General features: G+C 54.4%; 26 protein-coding genes. 16 read left to right on the forward strand and 10 right to left on the reverse strand.

All coding sequences use genetic code 11. The annotated features are described in order from the left end of the window. Window positions 1-12 precede the first annotated feature (12 nt). Window positions 13-465, reverse strand: coding sequence for a dUTP diphosphatase (dut, locus tag V6U78_RS00785; RefSeq protein WP_405336133.1), 453 nt, complete (start codon window positions 463-465; stop codon window positions 13-15). A 46-nt stretch (window positions 466-511) separates the two neighbouring features. After that, window positions 512-1,780: a bifunctional phosphopantothenoylcysteine decarboxylase/phosphopantothenate--cysteine ligase CoaBC gene (coaBC, locus tag V6U78_RS00790; protein WP_405336136.1), complete on the reverse strand. Its 1,269-nt coding sequence runs from the start codon at window positions 1,778-1,780 to the stop codon at window positions 512-514. Between the two features lie 174 nt (window positions 1,781-1,954). Here coaBC and radC point away from each other — a divergent pair, with 174 nt between their 5' ends. From radC to V6U78_RS00835, 9 genes are all read left to right on the forward strand, one after another. Further along, window positions 1,955-2,629 (forward strand): RadC family protein, encoded by a 675-nt coding sequence (gene radC, locus V6U78_RS00795; protein ID WP_405336139.1) that lies wholly within the window; start codon window positions 1,955-1,957, stop codon window positions 2,627-2,629. Window positions 2,630-2,746: 117 nt separating this feature from the next. Then, the gene (gene rpmB, locus V6U78_RS00800) at window positions 2,747-2,983 is read left to right on the forward strand and encodes a 50S ribosomal protein L28 (protein WP_405336142.1); all 237 of its coding nucleotides are present in this window, start codon (window positions 2,747-2,749) and stop codon (window positions 2,981-2,983) included. Window positions 2,984-3,002: 19 nt separating this feature from the next. Continuing rightward, window positions 3,003-3,158: a 50S ribosomal protein L33 gene (gene rpmG, locus V6U78_RS00805; RefSeq protein ID WP_405336145.1), complete on the forward strand. Its 156-nt coding sequence runs from the start codon at window positions 3,003-3,005 to the stop codon at window positions 3,156-3,158. Window positions 3,159-3,265: 107 nt separating this feature from the next. Beyond that, on the forward strand, window positions 3,266-4,183 hold the full coding sequence (mutM, locus tag V6U78_RS00810) for a bifunctional DNA-formamidopyrimidine glycosylase/DNA-(apurinic or apyrimidinic site) lyase (RefSeq protein ID WP_405336148.1): 918 nt from the start codon (window positions 3,266-3,268) through the stop codon (window positions 4,181-4,183). Window positions 4,184-4,301: 118 nt separating this feature from the next. Further along, window positions 4,302-4,667 (forward strand): SirB2 family protein, encoded by a 366-nt coding sequence (locus tag V6U78_RS00815; RefSeq protein WP_405336151.1) that lies wholly within the window; start codon window positions 4,302-4,304, stop codon window positions 4,665-4,667. A gap of 53 nt (window positions 4,668-4,720) precedes the next feature. Then, window positions 4,721-5,263, forward strand: a complete 543-nt coding sequence (locus V6U78_RS00820; protein ID WP_405336154.1) for a YcxB family protein — start codon at window positions 4,721-4,723, stop codon at window positions 5,261-5,263. Between the two features lie 26 nt (window positions 5,264-5,289). Beyond that, window positions 5,290-5,682 carry a glycine cleavage system protein H gene (locus V6U78_RS00825; RefSeq protein ID WP_405336157.1) on the forward strand — a complete coding sequence of 131 codons (393 nt, stop codon included), beginning with the start codon at window positions 5,290-5,292 and terminating at the stop codon, window positions 5,680-5,682. A gap of 1 nt (window position 5,683) precedes the next feature. Further along, window positions 5,684-6,127: an acyl-CoA thioesterase gene (locus tag V6U78_RS00830; protein ID WP_405336160.1), complete on the forward strand. Its 444-nt coding sequence runs from the start codon at window positions 5,684-5,686 to the stop codon at window positions 6,125-6,127. After that, the gene (locus V6U78_RS00835; protein WP_405336163.1) at window positions 6,124-6,936 is read left to right on the forward strand and encodes a hypothetical protein; all 813 of its coding nucleotides are present in this window, start codon (window positions 6,124-6,126) and stop codon (window positions 6,934-6,936) included. The genes V6U78_RS00830 and V6U78_RS00835 overlap by 4 nt, the downstream gene beginning before the upstream one ends. A gap of 25 nt (window positions 6,937-6,961) precedes the next feature. On the opposite strand, the gene V6U78_RS00840 is transcribed toward V6U78_RS00835, so the two are convergent. The 6 genes from V6U78_RS00840 to hisB form a co-directional block, all read right to left on the reverse strand. Beyond that, window positions 6,962-8,446, reverse strand: a complete 1,485-nt coding sequence (locus V6U78_RS00840) for a metal-dependent hydrolase family protein (RefSeq protein WP_405336166.1) — start codon at window positions 8,444-8,446, stop codon at window positions 6,962-6,964. 39 nt (window positions 8,447-8,485) lie between these two features. Further along, the gene (locus tag V6U78_RS00845; protein ID WP_405336169.1) at window positions 8,486-9,724 is read right to left on the reverse strand and encodes an MFS transporter; all 1,239 of its coding nucleotides are present in this window, start codon (window positions 9,722-9,724) and stop codon (window positions 8,486-8,488) included. Continuing rightward, a complete protein-coding gene (hisF, locus tag V6U78_RS00850) occupies window positions 9,721-10,494 on the reverse strand; it encodes an imidazole glycerol phosphate synthase subunit HisF (RefSeq protein WP_405336172.1) in 774 nt (257 codons plus the stop codon). The genes V6U78_RS00845 and hisF overlap by 4 nt, the downstream gene beginning before the upstream one ends. Before the next feature lie 27 nt (window positions 10,495-10,521). Then, on the reverse strand, window positions 10,522-11,262 hold the full coding sequence (gene hisA / locus V6U78_RS00855) for a 1-(5-phosphoribosyl)-5-[(5-phosphoribosylamino)methylideneamino]imidazole-4-carboxamide isomerase (protein WP_405336175.1): 741 nt from the start codon (window positions 11,260-11,262) through the stop codon (window positions 10,522-10,524). Window positions 11,263-11,405: 143 nt separating this feature from the next. Continuing rightward, entirely contained in the window at window positions 11,406-12,071 is a 666-nt protein-coding gene (gene hisH, locus V6U78_RS00860) for an imidazole glycerol phosphate synthase subunit HisH (protein ID WP_405336178.1), read from the reverse strand. Next, window positions 12,071-12,664 carry an imidazoleglycerol-phosphate dehydratase HisB gene (hisB, locus tag V6U78_RS00865; protein ID WP_405336181.1) on the reverse strand — a complete coding sequence of 198 codons (594 nt, stop codon included), beginning with the start codon at window positions 12,662-12,664 and terminating at the stop codon, window positions 12,071-12,073. Before hisB ends, hisH begins: the two co-directional genes overlap by 1 nt. Window positions 12,665-12,870: 206 nt before the next feature. Here hisB and V6U78_RS00870 point away from each other — a divergent pair, with 206 nt between their 5' ends. The 4 genes from V6U78_RS00870 to V6U78_RS00885 all read left to right on the forward strand — a co-directional run bounded on the left by V6U78_RS00870 (window position 12,871) and on the right by V6U78_RS00885 (window position 18,188). After that, window positions 12,871-13,332 (forward strand): acetyl-CoA sensor PanZ family protein, encoded by a 462-nt coding sequence (locus V6U78_RS00870; protein ID WP_405336184.1) that lies wholly within the window; start codon window positions 12,871-12,873, stop codon window positions 13,330-13,332. A 153-nt stretch (window positions 13,333-13,485) separates the two neighbouring features. Then, window positions 13,486-14,184, forward strand: a complete 699-nt coding sequence (locus V6U78_RS00875) for a methyl-accepting chemotaxis protein (RefSeq protein WP_405336187.1) — start codon at window positions 13,486-13,488, stop codon at window positions 14,182-14,184. A 191-nt stretch (window positions 14,185-14,375) separates the two neighbouring features. After that, window positions 14,376-16,001 (forward strand): methyl-accepting chemotaxis protein, encoded by a 1,626-nt coding sequence (locus V6U78_RS00880; RefSeq protein ID WP_405336190.1) that lies wholly within the window; start codon window positions 14,376-14,378, stop codon window positions 15,999-16,001. A 123-nt stretch (window positions 16,002-16,124) separates the two neighbouring features. Continuing rightward, a complete protein-coding gene (locus tag V6U78_RS00885; protein WP_405336193.1) occupies window positions 16,125-18,188 on the forward strand; it encodes a methyl-accepting chemotaxis protein in 2,064 nt (687 codons plus the stop codon). A 32-nt stretch (window positions 18,189-18,220) separates the two neighbouring features. Here V6U78_RS00885 and pepN read toward each other — a convergent pair whose 3' ends face one another. Continuing rightward, a complete protein-coding gene (gene pepN / locus V6U78_RS00890; RefSeq protein ID WP_405336196.1) occupies window positions 18,221-20,848 on the reverse strand; it encodes an aminopeptidase N in 2,628 nt (875 codons plus the stop codon). Window positions 20,849-20,934: 86 nt separating this feature from the next. Here pepN and V6U78_RS00895 point away from each other — a divergent pair, with 86 nt between their 5' ends. Beyond that, a complete protein-coding gene (locus V6U78_RS00895) occupies window positions 20,935-21,864 on the forward strand; it encodes an exopolyphosphatase (RefSeq protein ID WP_405336199.1) in 930 nt (309 codons plus the stop codon). Between the two features lie 82 nt (window positions 21,865-21,946). Here V6U78_RS00895 and V6U78_RS00900 read toward each other — a convergent pair whose 3' ends face one another. Beyond that, window positions 21,947-22,393 carry a hypothetical protein gene (locus V6U78_RS00900; protein WP_405336202.1) on the reverse strand — a complete coding sequence of 149 codons (447 nt, stop codon included), beginning with the start codon at window positions 22,391-22,393 and terminating at the stop codon, window positions 21,947-21,949. A gap of 231 nt (window positions 22,394-22,624) precedes the next feature. On the opposite strand from V6U78_RS00900, the gene V6U78_RS00905 reads away from it, so the two are divergent. Both V6U78_RS00905 and V6U78_RS00910 read left to right on the forward strand, forming a co-directional pair. Continuing rightward, window positions 22,625-23,410 carry a response regulator gene (locus V6U78_RS00905; RefSeq protein ID WP_405336205.1) on the forward strand — a complete coding sequence of 262 codons (786 nt, stop codon included), beginning with the start codon at window positions 22,625-22,627 and terminating at the stop codon, window positions 23,408-23,410. Further along, window positions 23,407-24,780 carry an ATP-binding protein gene (locus V6U78_RS00910; RefSeq protein WP_405336208.1) on the forward strand — a complete coding sequence of 458 codons (1,374 nt, stop codon included), beginning with the start codon at window positions 23,407-23,409 and terminating at the stop codon, window positions 24,778-24,780. The genes V6U78_RS00905 and V6U78_RS00910 overlap by 4 nt, the downstream gene beginning before the upstream one ends. The last annotated feature ends 1 nt before the right edge of the window (window position 24,781 follow it).

Genomic DNA, 24,781 nt, shown 5'->3' on the forward strand with positions numbered 1-24,781 from the left:
TGTGTGGCAGGCTCAGTGGCGGCCAGAGCTACCAAAACCACCTGCGCCTCGGTCGGTCGCGCTAAAGTCGTTGACCTGTTCAAACTCGGCCTGGATCACCGGCACGATCACATATTGGGCAATGCGCTCTCCTGGCTGGATAGTAAAAGAAGCCTGGCCACGGTTCCAGACGGAAATCATCAGTTCGCCTTGATAATCTGAATCGATCAGACCGACCAGATTACCCAGCACGATGCCGTGTTTATGACCCAGACCAGAGCGCGGCAGAATCATGCCCGCTAAACCTGGATCCGCCAGATAGATCGCCAGGCCAGTTTTAATCAGATGAGTCTCGCCGGGGGCCAGTTCAAGAGGCGCGTCCAGCAGGGCGCGTAAATCTAGTCCGGCAGAGCCAGCTGTGGCATAGCTGGGCAGGTCGCCGACACGCGGATCGAGGACTTTTACGGCGATTTTGGGATGAGACATGGGGGTTCCTTACAATGCAAACATCAATAAAAGTGGACGGGCCTTGTTAGGGCGTGCTTATCTTCGAAGGACTGATCGAGCGCTGCTCTTGGTAGAGTGTGATCAGACGCGCGATTAATTGGTGCGCGAGTGTGGCCTTTTGGGTGGCAGGCCAGTCTTGCTGCTGCAGCTGATGTTGTTGATCCTGCCAAAGCAAGGTCACGCGATTCTGATCACTGCCAAAGCCGATGCTGGGATCGCTGACATCGTTGGCGACGATGGCATCCAGATTTTTGCGGATCAGCTTCTGCTGCGCATATTCCAATACCTGCTGTGTTTCAGCCGCAAAACCAATACAGAAGGGGCGTGGGCTGCTTGCCGCGAGGGTCGCCAGAATGTCAGGGTTTTTGATCAGCTCCAGCGTCAGCGTCTCGGATGCCGTCTTTTTGATCTTCTGCTCAGCGGGCGTCGCCATGCGATAATCCGCCACGGCGGCGCAAGCAATAAAAAGATCACTCTGTGCTTGATGCGCCTGACAAGCGGCCAGCATCTCGTTGGCACTGAGAACATTGATCCGCTCAACACCGGCCGGCGTGGGCAGATGCACAGGGCCAGCCACCAGGGTGACTTGTGCCCCTAAGGCGCGTGCTGCACTGGCGAGTGCAAAGCCCATTTTGCCGGAACTATGATTAGAAAGATAACGCACCGGATCGAGCGCTTCTTGGGTGGGTCCGGCGGTGATCAAAAAACGCAAACCGGCACCAAGAGGTGCAACAGCCGATGATCGCTGCGACCAAGCCGCTTCAAGCGCAGCCAATAGCGCTTCTGGCTCGGGTAGGCGGCCTAGCCCCACATCTCCGCAAGCTTGTTCACCTGCCTCGGGTGGGATCAGCTGATAGCCAAACTCCTGCAAACGCTGGCAGTTGGCTTGGGTGGCAGGGTGCGCCCACATCTGCTGATTCATCGCTGGTGCCAGATAAACAGGAGCAGCAGTGGCAAGGCATAGGGTGGTGAGCAGATCATCCGCCTGCCCCTGAGCCAAGCGCGCGAGCAGGTTCGCGCTGGCCGGTGCCAAGAGCACCAGATTGGCCCAGCGCGCTAGTTCAATATGGCCCATGCCGGCTTCGGCTTCGGCATCCAAAAGTTCGGTATGCACAGCATGGCCAGTTAAGGCTTGGAAGGTCAGCGGCTGGATAAAAGCCTGCGCGCCGGCGGTCATCACCACCCGAACTTCTGCGCCTGCTTTGATGAGTAAGCGGGCCAGCAGCGCTGTTTTATAAGCCGCGATACCGCCGCTGACTCCAAGGAGAATGCGAGCTTGCGCCAGTGAATTCATAATAGGAAAGGCTTCCAGCAAAAAAGAAGCTAACCTTATCATGAACCGCGAAAACGGAGAAGGTATCCACCTGAGTCGGTCGGTGTCAGAGGGCTGCTCCAGTCGCTGATCAGGGTGATCACTGGCGTGGTTGCCCCCTGTCTGAGAGGGATGCGCGTCAACAAGGAGGTGAGGATGGGGATTAATCATTGGCCCGCCGATGAGCGGCCTAGAGAAAAACTGTTGCAACTTGGCGCGGCGCATTTAAGTGATGCTGAGCTGCTGGCTATTTTTTTGCGCGTTGGTGTGAAGGGTAAAAATGCTGTTGCTCTAGCGCAGGATCTGCTGGCCCACTATGGTGGCTTGCGCCCTTTGCTGAATACCACGCAAGAGGATTTTTGTGCCTATCCCGGATTAGGCGCGGCTAAATATGCTCAGTTGCAGGCCGTGCTGGAAATGGCCAAGCGCCATCTGGAGGCTGAACTGGTGCGGGGGGAGGCCCTAACCAGCCCTGAAGCGGCCGCACGTTATTTGAAGCTGCAGCTGCGTGATCTGCCCTATGAAGTCTTTGCGCTGCTGTTATTGGATAATCAGCATCGTGTGCTTCGCTATGAGGCGCTGTTTCGTGGTACAGTGGACGCTGCCTCGGTCTACCCACGCGAAGTCGTCAAGCTGGTATTAGAGCATAATGCCGCCGCAGTGATTCTGGCCCACAACCATCCCTCAGGTATTGCTGAACCCAGTCGTGCTGATGAACAGATCACTCAGCGCCTTAAGCAGGCTTTGCAGAGTGTGGATGTGCGTATTTTGGATCATTTTGTGATAGGTGATGGAGAACCTGTGTCTTTTGCTGCCCGAGGTCTGCTATAATACTGCGGCTTTTTCACCCGGATGGTTTGTCAGCTTGTCGGCAGGCTACCTTTCTGGTATAAAGGCGCCCTTTCTATTTCATCAGCACTGCGCCCTTAGATCGACTGGAGGCCTATAATGTCCATGGTTTGTCAAGTGACTGGCAAGAAGCCACTCACTGGGAACAACGTTTCCCACTCACAGCGTAAAACGCGTCGTCGTTTTTTGCCTAATCTGCACGTACACCGTTTTTGGGTTGAATCTCAAAAGCGTTTTGTCAAACTGCGCGTTTCTAGCAAAGGTCTGCGCATCATTGACAAACACGGTATTGAGCAGGTGCTGGCGGATATCGCTAAGCGCGGCGAAAAAATCTGATTTTTGAGGAAAAAAAGTCATGCGTGAGAAAATTAAGCTGGTTTCCAGTGCAGGCACTGGCCACTTCTATACGACGATGAAGAACAAGCGTAACACCCCAGAAAAACTGGAGCGTAACAAGTATGATCCAGTGGCTCGCAAGGTCGTTGTCTACAAAGAAGCTAAAATCAAGTAATTTGTCTTCGACATTGCTCTTGTTGGCTCGAGTAGAATCTAGCCCGAACCGCTCAGCGTGGCTCGGGTTTTTTTGTGTCTGCTGTTTATCATAAGGACACCCAGACGATGCCTGAATTGCCCGAAGTAGAGACCACGCGCCTCGGTATAGCGCCCTGGCTAGAAGGCCGGACTATTCTGGCTTTTACCCTGCGGCAAGGTCGCTTGCGCTGGCCTGTTGATCCCGAGTTGAGTCAGCAGCTGCCTGGTTTGATCATCCAGCCCTTATTGCGCCGCTCCAAATATCTCGTGATGCCGCTCTTACGCAGTCCACAGACAGTCAACTCAGAGGCCGTCAATCCAGAGGCAGTTGATCCGGAGACAGTTGATCCAGAGGCAAAGAGCGTGCCATCCGAAGGCTTGATTTGGCATCTGGGCATGTCAGGGAGCCTGCGTCTTGTGCAAGCAGAGACTGAGTGGAAAAAACACGATCATCTTGAGTTGGTGGTGCAGCCGCGTCAGCCAGGTGATCCAGATCGCCTGCGCTATCATGATCCACGGCGTTTTGGTGCGCTCCTTCACTATCAAGGTGCTTGGCAGGATCAACCTGCTCTTGCCCATCTTGGCCCTGAACCATTAAGCGCTGAGTTCAATGCTGCTTGGTTGTATCAGGCCACACGGGGTAAGCGTCAGGCGATCAAGGTGTGGTTAATGAGTCCGCAAAGAGTGGTGGGCGTGGGGAATATCTACGCCACTGAAGCCTTGTTTGAAGCGCGTATTGATCCTCGGCGAGCGGCCGGCAGTTTGAGTGAGAGTGAATGTGCGCGCTTGGTGGAGCAGGTCAAAGACATTCTTGCCAAGGCGATTGCCCAAGGTGGCACCACCTTGCGCGATTTTGTCGGTGGCGATGGTCAGCCAGGTTATTTTGCGCAAACCTTACAGGTTTATGGGCGGGCTGGTGCACCTTGCCGTGTTTGTGGAACAGATTTAGAGCAGTTGGTGCAGGCGCAGCGCCGCACTGTTTTTTGTCCACAATGCCAACACTGAGGCTGCACACTTCACTCAGAGCAAAGAGACTTCTGTTCTGAGGTGCATCTGTTAGAATGCCAGCCGTGATGTTCAAAGAGCCCACCAGTGGCTTGATCCAATCTGATGAGGAAAAACAATGAGCTATATGGCTTTAAAGCACCTGCATTTGATGATGGTGGGTCTGACCTTAGTCTTCTTTGTACTGCGCAGCGGTGGCCTGTTGATCGGCATGCAGTGGATCGGCCGGACTTGGGCTCGTGTTGTGCATCATGTCATCGATTTAACGATTTTGGCCTCGGCCTTGGGTTTAGCGGCGCACCTGTCGCAGTGGCCTTTCTACAATAGTGGCTGGATGACGGCCAAGCTGCTGGCGCTGGTGGGTTATATGGTACTTACAGCCATCGCGATACGTCGTCAAAAGGCGCTTTTGCTGCTGCCAGCCTTGGTGTTGGTGCTGTATGCAGGGTGGGTCGGTGTCAGTAAAACGCCGCTGCCTTTTTAAGGTCCCTCTTGAATGCCCATCTGGGATGAGATAGCGCTTGTCAAAGGAGAAGGATGATGCGTGTCGATTATGCTTGGACAGAGCCTCAATTTGTTCGCCAAGCCTTATATGATTATGAAGTCGGGCCAAGGCGTCAGCGTCAGCGCTTACTGCTGGGGCTGACTTTGGTGACGGTGCTCGGCCTGATTCTGATCAATATGAGCTATCGTGGCTTTAGTTTTTCAATCTGGGATCTGGTGCTGATTGCCGCTGTGCTCTGCTGGTATACCCTGCGTGGCACCTTGCTGACATGGAGCTTGGGGCGTGCCTACCGCCGCTCAGGCATCGATGGCGTCAAGCTGGCTTACGAAGTCGATGAGTCTGGCGTGAAGCTGAAAGTGAATCAAGCCGCTGAGCAGTCCTGGCCTTGGTCACAGATGAAGCGGGTGGTGCGCACGCGAGAAGGCTTCTTACTCTACCCTGGCCCCATGTGGTTGCCTTTACGCCACTTTCCTGAAGATGTGAATCCCGATGAGTTTGCTGCTCTGCTCCAGCGCAAGGTGGTGGATTATCAGGATCACAGTCAGCACCAATTGAAATTAAAAGATGATTTTTAATGGCGGCTCAGCCTAAGGAATAACTTATGTCAGACTCTCTTGCCGCAACCACGCTTTTCTCTGCCACTCACCAGTGGGTGCGCCCTTTAAGTGCCACACGCGTGCAGGTGGGCATCAGCGATTTTGCTCAGGAAGCCCTTGGCGATGTGGTGTTTATTGAGGCCCCGGCTTTAGATACTTCAGTGCGTGCTGGCGAACTGATCGGCGCGATTGAATCCGTCAAAACAGCCTCTGAGATTTTGGCACCCGTATCAGGCCGTCTGGTGGCTTTTCATGCCCTGCTTGAAGACCAGCCTGAGCAGGTAAATGAAGCACCTATCGCAACCTGGATTTATGAGCTGGAAGTCGATCCAGAGCAGTATGCAGAAGAAGCCGCTCAGCTGATGACAGCGGCCGATTATCAGGCGCAGCTAGATTAAAATGACGGCCTCCTGTTGGGATCATGCGCAGCCTTTTGTGCTGGATGTGCAGGTTGAACCCGCGATGATCGATCATTATCAGCATGTGAATAATGCTGAATACCTGCGCTGGATTGAGCAGGTCAGCTGGGCGCATTCTGAATCACTGGGATTGAGCTTTGCTGATTATCAGCGTCTGGATCGGGCGATGGTGGTCCAGCGTCATGAGATTGATTATTTGGCGGCGGCTTTTGAGGATGAGACCCTCTCCTTGGCGACGTGGATTGTCGCCTGTGATCGGCGTTTTTCTCTGACCCGCCACTTTCAGCTCAGACGCGCGGCCGATGATAAAACCCTGTTGCGCGCCCAGACTCACTTTGCCTGTGTGGCCTTGTCTTCTGGTCGTCCACGACGCATGCCGGAGGAGATGGCGAAGATCTATGGTGCGGCTGTGATCAGTCTATGAAGCTCTATCTTTATTTACAGGCGAATCAGTTGGATGTGCTGCGTCATGCGCGCTTGCACCTCACTGGGATTCGTGATGTCAAAGACCCGTTTATCCACAATGCCAAAGCCATCCAGCGTCAGGCCATACGCATTGCCGAGGCTGATTTTCAGCAGGAAATTGAAAAGCAGTTTAAGGCCCTGCCGCCAGCCTTGAAGGGGCTGATGGACTGGGAAACCTTTGTCCGCGAGGCACAAAAAAAACGCCCGCAGATTGAAGCCCAGATGCGCAAGAAAAAGCAGGGTAAGCCGAGCGTTTTGCCAAACCCTCAAGCCTATGACGAGCTAGGCTGGTGTCGTCTGTTTAAGCGGCCAGATCATCCTCTGTTGTGGGAGCGTTATGCCCAGCAGCATCAAGGGTTGGTGGTCGAGCTGGATACGGCTTATCCCGCTTTTCAGCAGCAAAAACAGATTATGCGGCCTGTTGTCTACGGCCCTGCACGGCCTCAAGCTGATCATCCGATGAAGCCCTTTCCGGCTTTGTTTCATCGTGCGCCTGAGTATGCCTCAGAAGAAGAGGTGCGTTTGGTGCGTCCCTTGAGTGATGCGAAATCGAGCCAGCAGCTCAAGAATGGGCAGACCCTCTACTTCTATCCCTTCCCGCCTCGTGCGGTGATGTCGGTGATTCTTGGTGTGCAGGCCAGCCCTGAGTTAAAAGAGCAGGTACAACGCATTCTGACCTACGATATGAAGTACAAACCAGGGCGGCCGCTGCGCGAGGTTCTGCTCGACCCGACCCAGTTTAAGCTCCACCTGCGTGGTACCTTGTAGCTGGGCCTTGTGGTCTGCACGCTTTTTAGGCGGAGTTGGATAGGGTGTTTTTGTAAATCTGGCCGCCTTTCATAATTAAGCAAAGGTTGCGTTCTGGGTCGCTGAGAAAGTCGAGGCTGCGCTCAGGATCACCCTCGACCACCAGCAAATCAGCCCAAGCCTGTGCCTCGATACGTCCCAGTGGAGCAGGATAGGGATTGCGTGGCCCAGATAAGCCTAGGAGCGCGCCATTATCGGCTGTTGCCATTTTGAGAGCGGTTAAAGGCGAATAAAAGCGGGTCATTTTTGCCAGCTGCCGCCCTTGGGTCTGGGTATTTTGCGGATTGAACAAGACATCGGTTCCCCAGGCTGTCGCGACGCCAAAACGCTGTGCCAGCTCATAAGCGCGTAGCGTACCTTGTGCGACCTGTGCTTGGCTGGCACGTCGTGCTTCATCTGGATAAACGTTGGAATCCTCATCTTGCAAAAAGGGTTGTAGACTCCACCAGGCTCCCTGATCTGCCATCATGCGTACCGTTTCTTCATCGGCCAGCTGGCCATGCTCTATTGAGCGTACCCCTGCACGGAGTGCGCGCTGAATCCCCGCTGAGGTATAAACATGGGTCATCACATAGGTGCCCCAATCGGCAGCAGCCTCAACGGCAGCACGGAGTTCACGCTCACTAAACTGCACTGAATCCAAGGGATCATAGCTGGAGGCGACACCACCACCTGCCATCAGTTTGATCTGGCTTGCGCCCAGCATCAGCTGTTCGCGTGTGCGTCTGAGCACCTCCGCCTCGCCATCAGCAATCACGGCAACACCCGCTTGCTCGGTGATCGCAAGGGGGCTGAGTGGACTGCGTGGCAGTTCATGTCGCAGGCGAAAATCACCATGGCCTGAGGTCTGAGAAATCATCGCGCCAGCAGGGTAGATTCTAGGGCCTGGAATCAGTCCTTCATCGATTGCACGTTTGAGCGCAAAGGCAGGCCCGCCAACATCGCGCACGCTGGTAAAGCCGCGCATCAGTGTGCGCTCGGCTTCGCGTCCTGCAACCAGATGCACATAGCCAAGATCGGCGGTCATGGCTTGTGCCTGAGTGATGGCGGCCAGCGTGGTATGCCAGTGGGCATCAATCAAACCGGGAATCACTGTTTTGCCTTGGCAATCAAGACGCGCCAGATCGGCTGGAAGGGCATTCTCGGCCAGCAGTGCGCGAATCTTACCATTCTCAATCCAAATCGCTTGGCCTTCATGCAGGCGCTCACCATCAAAAAGGCGCAGATGGGTGAGCGCCAATGGTGCAGATGGCGTGGGGTGCGCGGCCACTAGTTGTGGGCTGATCAGACCGCTAAACAGACCGGCCAAGGCAGTCAGGCTACCGCCAAGCAACGCGCGTCGTGTCAGTTCATTCATGATGCGCTGATGAAAGCGCACCAGCAGCAAAGAGCCACACTGGCAGGCGGGTGCTGCTCCTGAGTAGGATGCCGTCGTTGATGGATTGAAAGCCATCTGATGCTTCGGATGCATGCTCTTCTCCCTCTGGGCCTGATGCTGAAGTCGGCTGGACTAGCGCTCAGTCTGGCGCTGATCTGCTGCACTTAAAGGTAGTGTCCAAGCCAAGGGTAGCACAGCCGTGGCCAGCAGTAGTAAGAACCACAGACTCATGCTGGCTTGTTGCGTGAAATCGGCAACCAACCCCCCAAGCAGAGGCAAGACAAAAGACAAGCCATAGGAGAGAGTGAAGGCCCCTGCGGCCAACCGACCCGCTTCGGCACTGCTGCGGAGTTGTGCAGGCAGCGCGACCAGCAGGATCAACAACACGCCCGCGCCAAAGCTCAGCACAAAGCCGAACAAGAGACTCAGTGCGCCTTCGGTGATCAAAAAGAGCAGGAGTCCAACCAGGCAGGTGAGCAAGCTGATACGCAGCGGCCAGTTACGGGCGATCCAGTGCTTTGCCATCACCAGCATAAAAAGAGAGGCGAACATCTGCGCGCTGTTGAACCAGAAAAAAGCCGCTTCAAGGAGATGTTCTTCATTGCGGGCTTCGAGCAGGCTGCTCATATAGGCATTGGTGCCAAAAAACAGCGAGGCGCTGACAGCGAGCATAAAACCGATCCGCCACAGCAGGGGGTCAGACCAATCGGGGAGCCAAGAGGGTGAGAGGCCTGCGCTTTTCTGGGTGGTGGTTGCCGCTGGAGCGGCTTCTGTTTGACGCAAACGCGGTAGCAGGGCCAAAGCGGCGACAAGGATGCCGGGTAAAGACCACACCAGTAGCGTGGCGCGCCATTGATGATCCAGCAAGGGCATCAGCCAAGGCAGTGTCAGCCCTGCGCCAATAAATTCACCCATTAGCATGCCGTTCATATAGACGGCCGTACCCAGCGCCAAGCGTTGTGGTGTCAACCATAAAGAGAGCACGGCGGGCAGCGCGGGCTGCATGATCGCCACACCCAAGCCCATCAGCAGCGTCGCGCTCAGCAGTAAGGCGAGATCAGGAGCCAGTGCACGGCCTGCTGAGGCCAGCGCGACCAGCAGCACGGCAAAAATCAGTGTGTTTCTTGGCCCCAGACGATGAATTGCCAGCGCTCCGACCAGCGCCCCGACAGAGAGCATCAAGATTGGCAGGGTGGTCAGACTCCCGAGCAGGGTCTGCGAGAGCGTGAAATCCTGTTGAATCCAGTTGGCCAAGGGCGGAATGACGAGGATGGGCAGACGTAAATAGAGGCCCAGCAGCCAGAGCACAAGAAAAACCAGCCACTGGGGCTGGTTGAAAGAAGGCGTGACAGTGGTTGAGGTGGAAGTCATAAGCGCATCTCGATTCCCTGATTGGCCATAAAGCGCTTGGCCTCAGGAATCGAATATTCTCCAAAGTGAAAAATACTGGCAGCCAGCACAGCATCGGCATGGCCTTGTAAGACACCCTCAGCGAGGTGTTGGAGATTGCCAACGCCTCCTGAGGCGATAACCGGCACGGAGACGGCATCAGCAATCGCGCGCGTGACACCGAGATCAAAACCATTTTTTGTGCCATCACGGTCCATGCTGGTCAGCAGCAGTTCACCTGCCCCCAGCTCCACCATTTTGATGGCCCACTCTACGGCATCCAACCCCGTGGCTTTGCGGCCACCGTGAGTGAAAATCTCCCAGCGCGGGGTTTCGCCCTCAGCGGAGACGCGCTTGGCATCAATCGCGACCACGATACACTGCCGCCCAAAGCGCTCTGCTGCCTCGCGTACCAAAGCCGGATTGGTCACCGCTGCGGTATTGATCGAGACCTTATCGGCACCAGCATTCAACATGCGGCGTATATCTTCGCAGGTCCGTATCCCGCCACCGACGGTCAGCGGAATAAACACCTGACCGGCGATCTCTTCCACCATCTCGATGGTGGTGCCCCGGTCTTCGTGGCTGGCGGTAATATCCAGGAAGGTGATTTCGTCGGCACCCTGATCGTTGTAGCGCTTAGCGACTTCAACAGGGTTGCCAGCATCACGTATGCCAACAAAGTTGACACCCTTGACGACCCGGCCTTGATCCACATCGAGGCAGGGAATAATGCGTTTTGCCAATCCCATAAGTTGATCCTTACTGATGTGAGTTGGTTAGTTCGCCAAGGTCTGATCGACCAAACGCTGCGCTTCAGCCAGATCCAGCGAGCCTTCATAAATCGCACGGCCAGTAATGGCACCGAGAATACCTTGATCCGCGACCTTGAGCAGGCGTTCGATATCGCTCAGATCGGTGACACCGCCTGAGGCAATCACTGGCAAACCACCTTGCTGAGCCAGTTCGACAGTGGCCTCCAGATTGACGCCCTGCATCATGCCATCGCGGCTGATATCTGTGTAGACGATGCTTGAGACGCCATCATCGGCAAAGCGCTTGGCCAGATCTGTGGCTTGGATATTCGACACTTCTGCCCAACCATCGGTCGCGACAAGGCCGTTTTTGGCATCCAGGCCAACAATGATATGCCCAGGAAAGAGCTTGCACATTTCGCTGACAAAGGCGGGTTCCTTGACTGCTTTGGTGCCAATAATCACCCACTGCACACCTGCTTGCAGATAGTGTTCAATCGTGGCGGCATCACGAATCCCGCCGCCGATTTGGATGGGCAAGCCTGGATTGGCGCGCGCAATGGCGGTCACGGCATCACCATTGACAGGCTGACCATCAAAAGCGCCATTTAAATCCACCAGATGCAGGCGTTGGCAGCCTGCCTCGACCCAGCGTGCCGCCATTTCAACTGGATCGTTGCCATAGCTGGTGGCGTCTTCCATGCGGCCTTGTTTGAGGCGCACACATTGGCCATCTTTTAAATCAATTGCAGGAATAATCAGCATAGTTGGAGTTCCGCTTGATCAGCAGCATGGTTGACTGCCGCACTGTTTATAAGGTGACACCCCGCTGGGCGCAGACTAAAAACCTCTGGCTTGCCAAGCTGGGTTTAAGCCAGCCGTGCAAGGATAAGAGGTGGCTTAGTGGCCTAGGGTTGCCAATGTAAAAAGTTGTTGAGTAGCTGTAATCCAGCCTGCGCGCTTTTTTCTGGATGAAACTGTACTGCTGCCACATTCTGATGTACCAGTGCAGCATCCAGTTCAACAGCGCCATAGGTGCAGCTTGCCAGTAGATGGTCGCGTTGCTCAGCCTGAACGAAGTAGCTGTGGACAAAGTAAAAGCGCTCTTGATCTGCTATGCCTTGCCACAGGGGGTGATCTTTTTGTGCTAGGCGGACTTGGCTCCAACCCATATGAGGCACCTTCAAACGCTGGCCTTGTGCATCCTTGAGTTGATCACCAAAAAAGCGAACCTGACCGGCAAAGTGCGCCAGACCCTCGACGCCACCATTTTCTTCGCTGGTTTCCATCAACGCCTGCATGCCCACACAAATGCCCAGAAAAGGCTTGCTGGCGAGGCATTCACGAATCACTGGAATCAAGCCTGTCTGGTGCATCTCGGCCATACAGTCACGGATGGCACCGACACCCGGTAGCACCACGCGCTCAGCTTGGCGGATGATTTCAGGGTCAGAGGTGATACCGACACTCATTGTGCCTGCGGCAACCAGCTCCAGCGCCTTGTGGGCTGAATGCAAGTTGCCCATGCCATAATCAATAATCGCCACCTGGGGCTGCTTGGGGCCGCGATCCATTAGAGCACACCCTTGGTCGAGGGCATCTGTCCTGCCATGCGCTCATCCGCACTTAATGCCATGCGCAGTGCGCGACCAAAGGCTTTGAAAATGGTTTCTGCCTGATGGTGTGCATTAAAACCCTTCAGGTTATCGATATGCAGACTGACTTGAGCGTGATTCACCCAGCCTTGGAAGAACTCCCAGAACAGCTGAGTATCGAGCCCACCAATGGCGGCGCGTGTAAATTCGACATTCATAAAAAGACCTGGGCGGCCTGAAAAATCAATGACCACACGAGAAAGCGCCTCATCTAAGGGCACATAAGAGTGGCCATAGCGCACCATCCCTTTCTTGTCGCCGACGGCCTGAGCAAAAGCCTGCCCCAGAGTGATTCCCAGATCCTCGACACTATGGTGATCATCAATGTGACGATCGCCAACCACCTTGATTTCCATGTCGATCAAGCCGTGACGAGAGACCTGCTCCAGCATGTGATCCAAAAAACCGATACCGGATTCACAGCTGAACTGGCCAGTACCATCAAGGTTGATACTGACTTCAATTTGGGTTTCCAGGGTGTTGCGGCGAACACTAGCGCGACGTGCCATCATCTTTTTAAGCAGCCTTTTTTAGCGAGTGGGTCATTCAATCCAACAGCGAGCGGATGAGCAAAAATCGATTATAACAGCTCCGGCAAAAATGGGCTAAGATGCAGGATTCAACCTTGGACTGACAAGTCAGTGCGTCTTTAGCGCAGCCTGCCAAGGGAAATCAGTCACGGAACACCGACCCGATCTTGATCAACAAGGGGGCTGTCATGCCTGTTTTACTGAGAAAAATAGATGCAAGGATCTTGCAGCAAGAGCCAGGATGGCAGACGGATTTACACAAGATTTACAGCGAGGCTGAGCCTGAACGCCGCTGTTTAAAAGATGCGCCTTTAGAGGTTGAGCCTTTTATTACACAGGCGCTGTCTTTAGAAGACCGCTGGTTTGCCGGTGCCTTGTTTAATGATCATCTGATCGGAGCTGCTTTGGTTTCGCCTGTGCGTGAAGATGAATGGCAGGTGCGCCATTTGTGTGTGCGGGCTGTCACACGGCGTCGAGGGGTGGCGAGCCGCCTGATGGCGCTGATTGCTGCGCAGGCCCAGCAGCAGGGTGTGGTGTTGGTCGTGCCTGAGGCCGGACTCTCGTTGGCGGATCAGGTTTTAGTCGGTCGCTTAGGTTGTCAGCGTTGCCCAGATCGCCAAGGCTTTGTTTTTCATGTGGCTGAGGCTTGAAGTGTGCGCTGAGCCTGCTTAAATAGGCTTGAAATCGGATTGGAGTGCGCGTTTTGTCGCTTGTTTGAACCGCCTTTACTGCTATCATGCCTTTACTGCTATCATCATAGCCAGATTGATTCCCTGTCACTCCTTTACAAGGGTTTTTAAGATATGAGTTCAGACGCATTTGATCACAACATGGACGCGGGTGATTACGAGGACGAAGCGCGGATTTATGAAAGCATCGCCAACCGAATGAATGGCTTTCTTTACCGCTGCCGTAACGATAAAAACTTCACCATGTGTAACATTGCTGGTGCAGTGAAGAAGGTGACAGGTTACAGCCAAAAGGATCTGCTGAATAATCAACGCATTTCTTATATGGCCTTGATTCATCAAGATGATAGCTCACGCGTGAACACTGCGATTGAGCAGGCTGTTAAGAGCGAAACTAACTGGAATATTGATTACCGTATCAAGCGAGCGGATGGCTCTACCCAGTGGGTGAATGAGCATGGTGGTGCCGTGCGCGATGCTGCAGGTCAGGTGACGCATCTTGAAGGCATTATTGCTGATATCAATGATCGTAAGTCGCAAGAAGTGACGCGGCGCAAAAAAATGGAAGACGTCGGCGGCACCAGTAATCAAATTATTAGCCAAACGCAAAAAATCCTCCAGGTTCTGAAAACACTGAAGATGCTCAGCCTAAATGCCAGTATTGAAGCGGCGCGTGCCGGTGAGGCCGGGCGAGGTTTTGCGGTGGTGGCGGATCAGGTCAAAGAACTGGCCGATGAAACCGGCAAGTCAGCTCAGTCGATTACCCAGCTGATGGGTGAGCTCGAGGCGAAGCTGAGTGAAGCCAGCGAGTAAGCTTTTTACTGCTTGATCCTAAGGAGCCGCAAGGCTCCTTTTTTTTGTGGGTGAACTGACGGGCGGGTTTTATCTTGATGCCTTCATCTTGGTATCTTCATTTCGTGCTGTCGATATATCAAAAACATCTGTTTTAGATCCTGCTAAACACCTATACTGCACTTTGATTACACCCCTCAAGAGAAGCTCCCATGAAGATGACCCTCCGCTCGCGGCTGATGACCGGCATACTTGTGTCTGTCACGGCGCTCTTTGTCCTGACTGGGCTATCCATTAGCCTGATGAAGCAAATAGATGATGGGCTGGAGGCCCTCTATGTTGATCGTATTGAGCCTTTGGCCCAGCTTAAAACGGTGGTCGACCGCTATGCGGTCTCGGTCATTGATGCTGCCAATAAGGTGCATATCGGCCAGTTTTCGCCTCAACAGGCGCGTACAGAGCTCAGCCAAGCGCGTCAAGAGATCGATGCCATCTGGCGTGTTTATATGTCCACACAGCTCACCGCAGAGGAAGCCGAGCTGGCAGCTCAGGCGCGTCGACTTTTTGGCCCAGCCAATGCCATGATTGAACGCTTGGATCGTCAGCTCGCCAGCTTAGGTGCCAGCGGCGAAGGGCTGTTACAAGCGAGTATTGTCGAACTCTATCAAGTGATTGATCCGATTAGTGGTGTCTTTGGTGATCTGGTTGATCTCCAGCTGAGAGAAGCTAGCGTTAAGCGAGATGCTGTGCATGCCAGTACCACAGCGATGACCTGGTGGTTTACCGCGTTGAGTCTTGTGGTGACGATCTTGGTGGTGGCCTTAGGAATGCGGACTTATCGTGCGATTACGCAGCCCTTACAGCAGATGCAAGGTGTGATGGAAGAGATTGAATCCAGCAAGAACCTGCTGTTGCGCGTGCCGGTGTTGCGTCAGGATGAGGTTGGCGCGATTGCTCAGGATGTGAATCGCTTGCTGGAAGTTTTTCATCATTTAATTCAAGAGTTGAATTCGGCGATTGATCAGATCGTGGCGGCCTCAGAAGAAATGTCAGCGATCAGCACCCAATCGAGCGAAGGAATGCAGCGGCAGCAGCAAGAGATCGAACTGGTCGCGACAGCGATGAATCAGATGACCTCCACCGTGCATGAGGTTTCTCAGCATGCGCTGGCTGCGGCGCAGGGCGCGGAAGCAGCCGATCATCAGGCACAGAATGGGCAAGGTGTCGTGCAGCACACTCGTCAGCGCATTGAGCAGCTGGCGCAGATCTTTTCACAATCCAGCCAAACGGTGGAGCAGGTGAATGATGAAAGCCAGCAAATTGGCAGTGTGATTGATGTGATACGCGGTATTGCCGAGCAAACTAACCTGCTGGCATTGAATGCCGCTATCGAAGCAGCCCGCGCAGGTGAGCAAGGCCGAGGTTTTGCAGTGGTGGCCGATGAGGTGCGCTCACTGGCCTCGCGTACGCAAAGTTCGACCACAGATATTCAAACTATGATTGAGCAACTCCAGCGTCGTGTGAATGAGGTTGTCAAGGCGATTCAGCAAGGGCAAACGGTTGTTAAAAGCTCAGTGGAGCATGCTGAACAGGCCGGCCAAGCGTTAACACAGATCACGGCCAGTGTGGCCACCGTCAATGATATGAATATGCAAATTGCCAGCGCCGCTGAAGAGCAAACAAGTGTGGCGGAGGAGATTAATCAGCGAGTCAGCGCGATCAGTGATGTCAGTCGCGAAGCGGCAGAAGCCGCGCACCACTCAGCCAGCGCTAGCGAGGAACTGGCTCGCCTGGCTTCGGGTTTGCAGCAGCTTTCTGGTCGATTTAAAGTCAGTTAAAGGATGTTGAAAAGAAAAGTGCCCTGAAAAGTATGGAGGACGGCCTAACGAAGGTCGGCTTCCATCTCGGCTTGGTTTTGTTATGCTATTGCTTTATCTAGACGCCTCGTCAAGGAAATCCCTATGTCCCACACTGACACTCGTGCCCCTTCTCAAATGCAGACGATCCACACCCCCGATGTTGGCGATACGATGGTGTCGATCACCAACTTAAAAGGGGAGATTACCTATGTGAATCGCGTCTTTATGCGCGTGACGGGTTATCACGAAAAGCAGCTGATTGGGCATAATCACCATCTGGTACGCCATCCAGAGATGCCGCGCTGTATCTGGCAAAGAGTGTGGAAGCGATTAGAGCGTGATGATGAAGCCTTTATTTTGGTGAAAAACCAAGGTGCGCAGCAGCAGGCCTATTGGAGCTTGACGGTTCTTTATCCCAACTTTGATCATCAAGGCAAGAAGGTGGGTTACTGCGCGGTGCATTATCCAGCATCGGCGGCGATGATTGCATTGATCGAACCGATTTATGCCAAGGTGCTTGAGGCCGAAAAGCGCGATATGCAGGCAGGGCTAGGCTGTCTAGAAGCAGCCTTGCAAGCAGCGGGGCATCAAAGTTATAGCGAATACTTGATTGAGGCTCACTATCGGCAGCAGCAAAAAACCTCGCCTGCCACACCGAATTATCAGCCAACCTATGCACGCAAAACCTCACGCAAAAGTGGTGCTCAGCCCTTTCTAGGCACCCAGATGCGTTGGGCGCAGGCGATACAAATGCTGCTGGCGCTGGCTGTGGCGGGCGGGATTCAGTGGATGCAACCCAGCGCCTGGTGGATCTGGCTCTATCCTTTATTTGTCTTAGGTATGTTGATCTACACCCGTCATCTGATGGGCAGTGCGCTGAATGTCTTGCATCGGGTTCATCGAACGATCAAACGCACTAAGCTGGGTGAGCTACACCATCGTGTGAATGAGACTTCAGGTCTCGGTGAGGTGGGGCAGGTGGCTTGGGAGATGAATGAGCTGCTCGATCAACTGCAGAGCTTTTATCTTGAGGCCAATAGCGCTTTCTTAGATGTCAAAGAAGGTGTGCCACACCGCTATGCCTTAAGTACAGCGGTTTCTGGTGCGCCACATCGCTCTTTAGAGCAGTTGAACCAGGGCCTTGAGGCGATGCGTCAGGTTGAAGAAATTCGCTCGCGCAATGAGCTGATGTCGCGCTTGAATGAGGTCAATGTCAACTCTTTGGTGCCAAACTTGTCAACGATTCAGACTGATCTGGTCAGTGTGATCGAACAGATCAAAGTGGCATTGGCGACCGCGACCACCAATCTAGAGCAGGCTGAGCGGGCTGAAGAGATGATCGATGTGATGCTGCGTCAGCTGGGCAATATCACCCAGGTGCTTGGGCATATTCAGCAGCTGGTTGAGCAGCTAGAAGGCGATGGTCAGCAGGTCATTGAAGCCTTAGCGCTGATTGATAATCTAGCCGAGCAAACCAATCTGCTGGCGTTGAATGCCTCGATTGAAGCCGCGCGTGCCGGTGAGCATGGGCGGGGATTTGCCGTGGTCGCGGATGAAGTACGCACCTTGGCGGGGCGCTCAAAAGAAACCGCCAGCCAGATCAATCAGATCATCACTACCTTTTCTTTTCGCTCAGCGCAGATGCGTGCGGCATCAGAGCAGGCCGGTACAGAAGCCAGTGCGTTGAATCAGGATATTGGCGGTTTTCATCAAACCTTCCGCGATCTGGCTGTCTCAACGCGCGATACACATCAGCGTTTATCCCTGGCCAGTGATAAGAATTTCACCACCCTCGCTAAGGTTGATCATATCGTCTACAAGCAGCGCACCTATCTGGCTATTCAGGATGTGCAGCAGTATCAGCAAGCGGCGCAAGCCGTGCAGGTGAATCATCACCAGTGTCGTTTGGGGCAGTGGTATGAGCAAGGCTTTGGCTATGAGCAGTTCCGTCAGCTGCCCAGCTATAGATTGCTAGAAGCCCCCCACGCTCAGGTGCATCACTATGCGCATCAGGCTGTGGCACTGGTGGAACAAAACTGGCTGCGCTCTGCTGAGTTGCGCGAGCAGATTGTTGAGCAGGTGCAGGCCGTCGAAGCCGCCAGTGATCAAACGATGCAGCTTTTAGACGTTTTGGTGGAAGAGAAGCATCCCGCCAGTGGCCATTAATCAGCTGCACTGGCAAGGATGCGTGCAGCGCTTTAAGAGGCCAGTGCTTTGCTGACCACCTCATAGACATCTGGGCTCAGGGGTTGATCCTGAATGCGTTGTAGCTCGGCTTTCATCTGCGCCTTACGATGATCATCCATGCGCTGATGGCGTGTTAAAGGCAGCACCAGGCGCGCGGCAATCTGTGGGTTCAGCTGGTTGAGCTCGATCACTGCATCAGCCAGTGCTGCATAACCGGCGCCATCACGGCGATGGAAGCGGCTTGGGTTTTGCTGGCAGAAGGCTCCCAGCAGTGCGCGCACTTTATTCGGGTTCTTCATCGAAAAGGCAGGGTGTGTCTTGAGCTGATGCAGACGATCCAGCGCATCAGCATAAGGACGCGTGACCTGCACGCTAAACCAGCTATCCATCACCAGCGCATCCTGTTGCCACCGCTGCTCAAAAGCCCTCAGCGCGGCTTGTCCCTGTGCAGGATCTTCGGCATGGGCCAAGGCGGTTAGCGCGGCCAGCTGATCGGTCATATTGTCGGCCTGCTCAAACTGCTGCTGGGCAAGGGTGAAGGCGGCTTCGGATTCGGTGGCAACCAGATAAGCCAGGCAGGTGTTTTTAAGTTGGCGCGCGGCCAGCTGCTCTGGCTCGGCAGACCAAGGCGCTTGCAGATCAAATCTCTGGTAGAGCGCGAGAAAGGCATCATAGAAGCGGGTGGCGAGCATCTTGCGTGCATAGTCACGCGCGATATGAATCGCATCGATATCCACACAAGCATACTGCTCAGCAATATAAGCCTCAGAGGGCAGTTGCAGCAGTTCGGCCAGCATCATTGGGTCTTGATGATCCTGCAACAGCGCGGCAAAGGCAGAAACTAGGCTGGGATGCAGCTGTAAATCCTGCCCTTGCTGCTGTTGCTGGATCAAGGCATCAATCGCATTCAGCGCCAGCTTTTGACCGGCTTCCCAGCGATTAAAACCATCACTGTCCTGTGTCAGTTGCAAGGCCAGTTCCGCATCCGTGCGTGGATAATCCAGCTTCACTGGGGCTGAGAAACCGCGCAAGAGCGAGGGTAGAGGTGCTGCATCCAGTTGTTCAAAGACCCAGCTTTGGCTGGCCTCACGCAGATGGATCACGGTTTCATCGCCCAGCGCTTCACCCTTGAGAATCAAAGGCAGATCCTGCCCCTGTGCATCGAGCAGCCCCAGCTTGACCGGAATCAACAGCGGTTGTTTATCGCTCTGGCCTGGGGTGGGTGGCGTCTGCTGGTGCAGGGTGAGTGTGAAAGTGCGCGCCGCTGGATCATAGTGGCGCTCAACGCGCAGCTGGGGGGTACCGGCTTGGTGATACCAGCGCATAAACTGGCTTAAATCCTGCCCTGAAACCTCTGCCATGCACGCGACAAAGTCTTCAATCGTCACTGCTTGGCCATCAAAGCGTTCGAAGTAGAGATCGCTGCCGCGACGGAAGGTCGGCCAGCCCAGCAGCTCGGCCAGCATCCGCACGATTTCAGCGCCCTTCTCATAGATCGTCAGGGTATAAAAGTTGTTGATCTCGATATAGCTTTCGGGGCGGACAGGATGCGCCGTGGGGCCAGCATCTTCGGCAAACTGGGCTGTACGCAGCAGCGCGACATTTTGAATCCGCTCAACAGCCGCCGAATGCTGATCAGCGCTGAATTGCTGATCACGAAACACGGTAAAACCCTCTTTCAGCGAGAGTTGAAACCAATCGCGGCAGGTGACGCGATTGCCGGACCAGTTGTGGAAATATTCATGCGCGACGACGCTTTCAACACGGTGAAAGGCTCGGTCTGTTGCACTTTTGGGGTCCGCCAGCACGCAGGCCGAGTTGAAAATATTCAGCCCCTTGTTTTCCATCGCTCCCATATTGAAGTCGTTTACGGCAACGATCATATAGATGTCTAAATCATATTCGCGGCCATAGACCGTCTCATCCCACTGCATGGCCTTTTTGAGTGAAGTCAGTGCATGCTGGCCCTTGTGCAGGTTTTCTTCTTCAACCCACAGCTCAAGCGCCACTTTGCGGCCACTTAGTGTGGTGAACTGGTCCTTGACTGCATGAAGCTGACCACCCACCAAGGCGAACAGATAGGCAGGCTTGGGGAAGGGGTCTTCCCAGCAGACAAAATGACGCCCGCCTTCGAGCTGGCCTTGTTCGATCAGATTACCGTTGGAGAGCAGGACAGGATAGCGGGCGGCATCGGCACTGATCCGCGTGCGAAAGCGGGCCAGCACATCAGGCCGATCCAGATAGTAGGTGATACGACGAAAGCCCTCAGCCTCACATTGGGTGCAGAAGTGGCCGCCAGAAATATACAGCCCCTCTAGAGCCGTGTTCTGCGCTGGGCTGATCTCCACCTGAGTTTCAAGCACCGCCTGATCAGGCAAGTGATGCAGTGTGATGCCGCTTTCCGTCAGTTGATAATCACTGAAAGGCGCGCCGTTGACTTGGATGGAGTGCAAAGTCAGCTCTTGTCCATGCAGTTCAAGGGGCAGGCCAGGCTCGGGGCGTTGTGGATTACGGCGCAGATGTAAACGACTGACGACACGGGTATTTTCAAGGTGGAGGTCAACATCCAGTTCGACTTGATCAATCAAAAATGCTGGTGGGAGATAGTCTTTTAAATGGATGGTGCTTGGCTGTGACATAGAGACCTCGAAAAGCGCAACAAAGGGTGGTATTTTTAACCCAGTGTAACCGAATGCGACTTAGGATAAACAGCCAGGAGCCTGATATGTCTGAAAAATATCGTTTGGTCACGCGCAGTGATTTTGATGGTTTAGTCTGCGCCGCCTTACTGAAGCACCTCGATTTAATTGATGATATTCAGTTTGTTCACCCCAAGGACATGCAGGATGGCAAGGTGGAGATCGGCCCGCGTGACATTACCACTAACCTGCCTTATGTGGCTGGCTGTTATCTGGCTTTTGATCACCATTTAAGTGAAACCCTGCGCAATGCAGAGCAGGCCGAGAATCATATTATTGATCCTGATGCGCCTTCAGCAGCGCGCGTGGTATGGCAGCACTATGGGGGTCATGAGGCTTTTCCTGCGCGTTGGGATGAAATGATGGCGGCGGTCGATAAGGGCGATGCGGCGCAATTTAATGAAGACGAGGTATTGAACCCTGAAGGCTGGGTGCTGTTGAACTTCATTATGGATGCGCGCACGGGTCTGGGTCGCTTCCATGATTTTCGCATTTCAAACTATCAGTTGATGATGCAGCTGATCGATTATTGCCGTAATCACACCATCAGCGAAATACTGCTGCTGCCAGATGTGAAAGAACGCACAGAGCTCTACTTTGAGCATGAGAGTAAAGCGCGCCAGCAAATTCAGCGCTGCGCTACGGTGCATGGCAATCTGGTGGTGCTGGATTTACGCAATGAAGAAACCATCTTTGCCGCCAACCGTTTTATGCTCTATGCCCTCTATCCTCAAACCAATATCTCGATTCATGTGATGTGGGGTTTGAAGCAGCAAAATACGGTGTTTGCGATAGGTAAATCCATTCTCAACAAAACATCCAACACCAATGTGGGTGAGCTGTGCCTGCAATATAATGGTGGAGGCCACCTGAATGCGGGAACGTGTCAGGTCAGTAATGACGAGGCTGAAGCGGTGCTGGCGAAATTAGTCGCTAAGATCAATGCCGACGGTTAATGCGGGATAGCTTCTGATCTAGGAAGCCTAGCTCATTAAGCCCTCAAGTGCTGGATGACCAGTCTTGAGGGCTTTTTCTTGGCTATTCGATCACGTTGGTCGCCTGACCGCGCTGGCGTGCCTCAGGCCCACGACGCTGGCCTCGTTCCATTCGCTCTGTTGGTCTTCCTTGTTCATCTAATTCCAGATTGCGGATAACGCTGCCATCGGCCTGCTTGAAGACGACTTGATAGCCGCCGCTGCTGAGCGGTGTCAGCTCGGCTGTTGCGCCTGATCCACCTAAGCGTAATGCGCGGGCTTGCATCAGGGTCTCGAGTTCAGTCAGGTTCCAGTTGGGGGCTGATTCGCTGCGCTCGCTGCGGGCGAGGTGGCGATGCTGCGCTCTTTGCCCTTGAGCGCGTTCTTGGCAGGCTGCGCGCTCGGCGCTGGGTGTACTACCGGCTGGGGTGGCAGGTGTTTCTGCCCAGAGGGGTTGGCTCAGGGCAAGGCTTAGGGCGATTCCAGAAAGTGCTAAACGGAGAGTCGACATCACAAATTCCTCATGGTTGGGAGATAGGTCTTATCTCACCATACCTCTGTCGCGTGCGGATCTTGATACTGTCCGTGAAGTGTCGCAAAAGTCTCTCGTGCGCTCAGCCTGTTCGTGTTGAGATGGATGGGCGTATGGATGGGCAAGAGGTGGAGGTTGATACACTTTTGCGATTCTTCTGGAGCGGCCTTGCTCTAGAATGGAGGTCTGAGTTGTTTGAAGGAGTTCAAGATGAGCCATATTCTTGCAGTCGATGATGATCCTGAAATTCGCACCTTGTTGCAGCGTTATCTCAGCGAGCAAGGTTTTGATGTCAGTGTTGCCGCCGAAGGGCAAGCCCTGCGCGCTGCGCTGAATCAGCAGACGCCTGATCTGGTGCTTTTGGATGTGATGATGCCGGGAGAAGATGGCCTGAGTTTGTGCCGCTTTATTCGTGAGCATCATCCGCAGCTGCCGGTGATTTTGGTGACGGCTCGCGGTGAAGCCACCGAGACCATATTGGGGCTAGAAATCGGCGCCGATGATTATGTTGCCAAGCCCTTTAATCCGCGCGAATTGCTGGCAAGGATTAAGGCCGTATTGCGCCGTGCCAGTGTGGCGGCCTCTGCTCTGGTGACCCGTTCGGGTGCGTCAGAAGCCAGCTCAACGCTCGTGCAAGCACAGCCGATTCGCAGCGGGCGAGTCTGTTATCACTTTGCAGGCTGGACCTTGGATACCGGAACGCGAGATTTGATTGATCCTCAAGGCGTTGAGCTGGCTTTATCGAATGCAGAGTACAAGCTGCTGAAGGTGCTGCTGCATCATCCTCGTCGGGTGCTGACACGAGACCAGCTGCTCGATCTCACCGCAGGGCGTGAAGCTCAGGCTTTCGATCGGGCGATTGATAATCAGATCTCTCGCTTAAGGCGCAAAATTGAAGAAGACACCCGTCAGCCACGTCTGATTAAAACTGTCTGGGGCGGTGGCTATCAGCTGAATGCTGAAGTGACGCGCTCTGGAGAAGAGGCACCCTTGTGAAACGTTGGCTCCCACAACGCCTGGCTGGACGCCTGCTGCTGCTGATTCTGTTGGCGCTGCTATTGGGGCAGGTGGTGCCGCTGCTGATTGTGGCTGATGAAAGGCGCGAACAGCTGCATGAGGCCGGTTTGCGTCATTCGAGTCAACGTCTGGCCATCACCTATGACCTTCTCACTCAGCTGCCTGAGAGCTCACGCCCTCAGCTCTTGCGCGCCCTGTCTTCGCCCCAGTTGCACTATCGTCTGGCGGCTGAACCTGGGGTGTCCGCCAGCATGGATCAGAAGATTAATCAGCGAACTCGAGAGCGCTTGCTCCATGCCTTCCCTGAGCCTCGTCCTGAGGCCCGCTTTCATCTGATTTATCCACAAGAGGATTGCGAGGCGCGTTGGGAATCCATTCAGAGCCGTGAAGAACGCCGTCGCCATTGGGGCTGCCAACCTTGGTTGGAGGCCAGCCTGCGGCTGAATGCAACGCAATGGCTGAATCTGAGTATTGCCACGCCTCATGAAGCCCAGCCTTGGGCATGGCGTATCTGGTCCAGTCTCTTGATCAGCGCCTGCTTGATCACCGCTGCGGTGATCTTTTTTGTGCGTCAGCAGCTGCGACCCTTGAAAACCCTCAGTGAGGCCGCGCGGCGCTTTGCCTTGGGTCAGAGTCAGCCGCTGCAAGAGCAGGGGCCAGAAGATATTCGTGAAGTCATCCATGCTTTTAACCAGATGCAGGAGCAGGTTGGCAGGCAGCTCAAAGAACGGGCGCTGATTCTAGCCGCCTTATCGCATGATCTGCGCACACCGCTGACACAGATGCGTTTGCGGCTGGAGCTGCTTCCTGAAGGCGAAGATCGAGAAAAGCTGATTCAGAGCTTGGAAGAGATGCAGCAGCTGACCGCCATGTCATTGGATTTTGTGCGTGGGCACCAGGCCGAACCGCCACGCAGCTATGATCTGGCGGTTTTACTCGCCAGTCTGAGTGATGACTATCAAGATCAAGGGCAGGCGGTGAGCTATCAAGGGCCTGAGCGCTTCGCCTTGTTAGGTCAACCTCAGTTGGTCAAGCGGTTGGTGAACAATCTGATCACCAATGCGCTGCACTATGCTGGTGGCGCTGAGTTACAGCTGCAGACGAGTGAGTCGTCTCTCTGCCTAGTGGTGCAGGATCGTGGTCCAGGGATCCCCGCTGAAGAGCGCGCGAAGGTGCTAGAGCCTTTTTATCGGCTGGAGACCTCGCGTGCACGCCATACTGGTGGCACAGGTTTGGGCTTGGCGATCGCACATCATCTGGTGCAGCAAACAGGCGGCCAACTCAGCTTGACCGACCGCCTTGATGGTCACTCGGGTTTGCGTGTTGAAGTGCGCTGGCCTCTGGCATAAG

The sequence above is a fragment of the Marinospirillum alkalitolerans genome, from assembly GCF_045055655.1.
GTDB lineage: Bacteria > Pseudomonadota > Gammaproteobacteria > Pseudomonadales > Halomonadaceae > Marinospirillum > Marinospirillum alkalitolerans.

Excerpts from the sequence above, each read along its gene's own strand:
- dut (WP_405336133.1), bottom strand. The coding sequence starts at position 465 with ATGTCTCATCCCAAAATCGCCGTAAAAGTCCTCGATCCGCGTGTCGGC.
- coaBC (WP_405336136.1), bottom strand. The coding sequence starts at position 1,780 with ATGAATTCACTGGCGCAAGCTCGCATTCTCCTTGGAGTCAGCGGCGGT.
- radC (WP_405336139.1), top strand. The coding sequence starts at position 1,955 with ATGGGGATTAATCATTGGCCCGCCGATGAGCGGCCTAGAGAAAAACTG.
- rpmB (WP_405336142.1), top strand. The coding sequence starts at position 2,747 with ATGTCCATGGTTTGTCAAGTGACTGGCAAGAAGCCACTCACTGGGAAC.
- rpmG (WP_405336145.1), top strand. The coding sequence starts at position 3,003 with ATGCGTGAGAAAATTAAGCTGGTTTCCAGTGCAGGCACTGGCCACTTC.
- mutM (WP_405336148.1), top strand. The coding sequence starts at position 3,266 with ATGCCTGAATTGCCCGAAGTAGAGACCACGCGCCTCGGTATAGCGCCC.
- V6U78_RS00815 (WP_405336151.1), top strand. The coding sequence starts at position 4,302 with ATGAGCTATATGGCTTTAAAGCACCTGCATTTGATGATGGTGGGTCTG.
- V6U78_RS00820 (WP_405336154.1), top strand. The coding sequence starts at position 4,721 with ATGATGCGTGTCGATTATGCTTGGACAGAGCCTCAATTTGTTCGCCAA.
- V6U78_RS00825 (WP_405336157.1), top strand. The coding sequence starts at position 5,290 with ATGTCAGACTCTCTTGCCGCAACCACGCTTTTCTCTGCCACTCACCAG.
- V6U78_RS00830 (WP_405336160.1), top strand. The coding sequence starts at position 5,684 with ATGACGGCCTCCTGTTGGGATCATGCGCAGCCTTTTGTGCTGGATGTG.
- V6U78_RS00835 (WP_405336163.1), top strand. The coding sequence starts at position 6,124 with ATGAAGCTCTATCTTTATTTACAGGCGAATCAGTTGGATGTGCTGCGT.
- V6U78_RS00840 (WP_405336166.1), bottom strand. The coding sequence starts at position 8,446 with ATGCATCCGAAGCATCAGATGGCTTTCAATCCATCAACGACGGCATCC.
- V6U78_RS00845 (WP_405336169.1), bottom strand. The coding sequence starts at position 9,724 with ATGACTTCCACCTCAACCACTGTCACGCCTTCTTTCAACCAGCCCCAG.
- hisF (WP_405336172.1), bottom strand. The coding sequence starts at position 10,494 with ATGGGATTGGCAAAACGCATTATTCCCTGCCTCGATGTGGATCAAGGC.
- hisA (WP_405336175.1), bottom strand. The coding sequence starts at position 11,262 with ATGCTGATTATTCCTGCAATTGATTTAAAAGATGGCCAATGTGTGCGC.
- hisH (WP_405336178.1), bottom strand. The coding sequence starts at position 12,071 with ATGGATCGCGGCCCCAAGCAGCCCCAGGTGGCGATTATTGATTATGGC.
- hisB (WP_405336181.1), bottom strand. The coding sequence starts at position 12,664 with ATGATGGCACGTCGCGCTAGTGTTCGCCGCAACACCCTGGAAACCCAA.
- V6U78_RS00870 (WP_405336184.1), top strand. The coding sequence starts at position 12,871 with ATGCCTGTTTTACTGAGAAAAATAGATGCAAGGATCTTGCAGCAAGAG.
- V6U78_RS00875 (WP_405336187.1), top strand. The coding sequence starts at position 13,486 with ATGAGTTCAGACGCATTTGATCACAACATGGACGCGGGTGATTACGAG.
- V6U78_RS00880 (WP_405336190.1), top strand. The coding sequence starts at position 14,376 with ATGAAGATGACCCTCCGCTCGCGGCTGATGACCGGCATACTTGTGTCT.
- V6U78_RS00885 (WP_405336193.1), top strand. The coding sequence starts at position 16,125 with ATGTCCCACACTGACACTCGTGCCCCTTCTCAAATGCAGACGATCCAC.
- pepN (WP_405336196.1), bottom strand. The coding sequence starts at position 20,848 with ATGTCACAGCCAAGCACCATCCATTTAAAAGACTATCTCCCACCAGCA.
- V6U78_RS00895 (WP_405336199.1), top strand. The coding sequence starts at position 20,935 with ATGTCTGAAAAATATCGTTTGGTCACGCGCAGTGATTTTGATGGTTTA.
- V6U78_RS00900 (WP_405336202.1), bottom strand. The coding sequence starts at position 22,393 with ATGTCGACTCTCCGTTTAGCACTTTCTGGAATCGCCCTAAGCCTTGCC.
- V6U78_RS00905 (WP_405336205.1), top strand. The coding sequence starts at position 22,625 with ATGAGCCATATTCTTGCAGTCGATGATGATCCTGAAATTCGCACCTTG.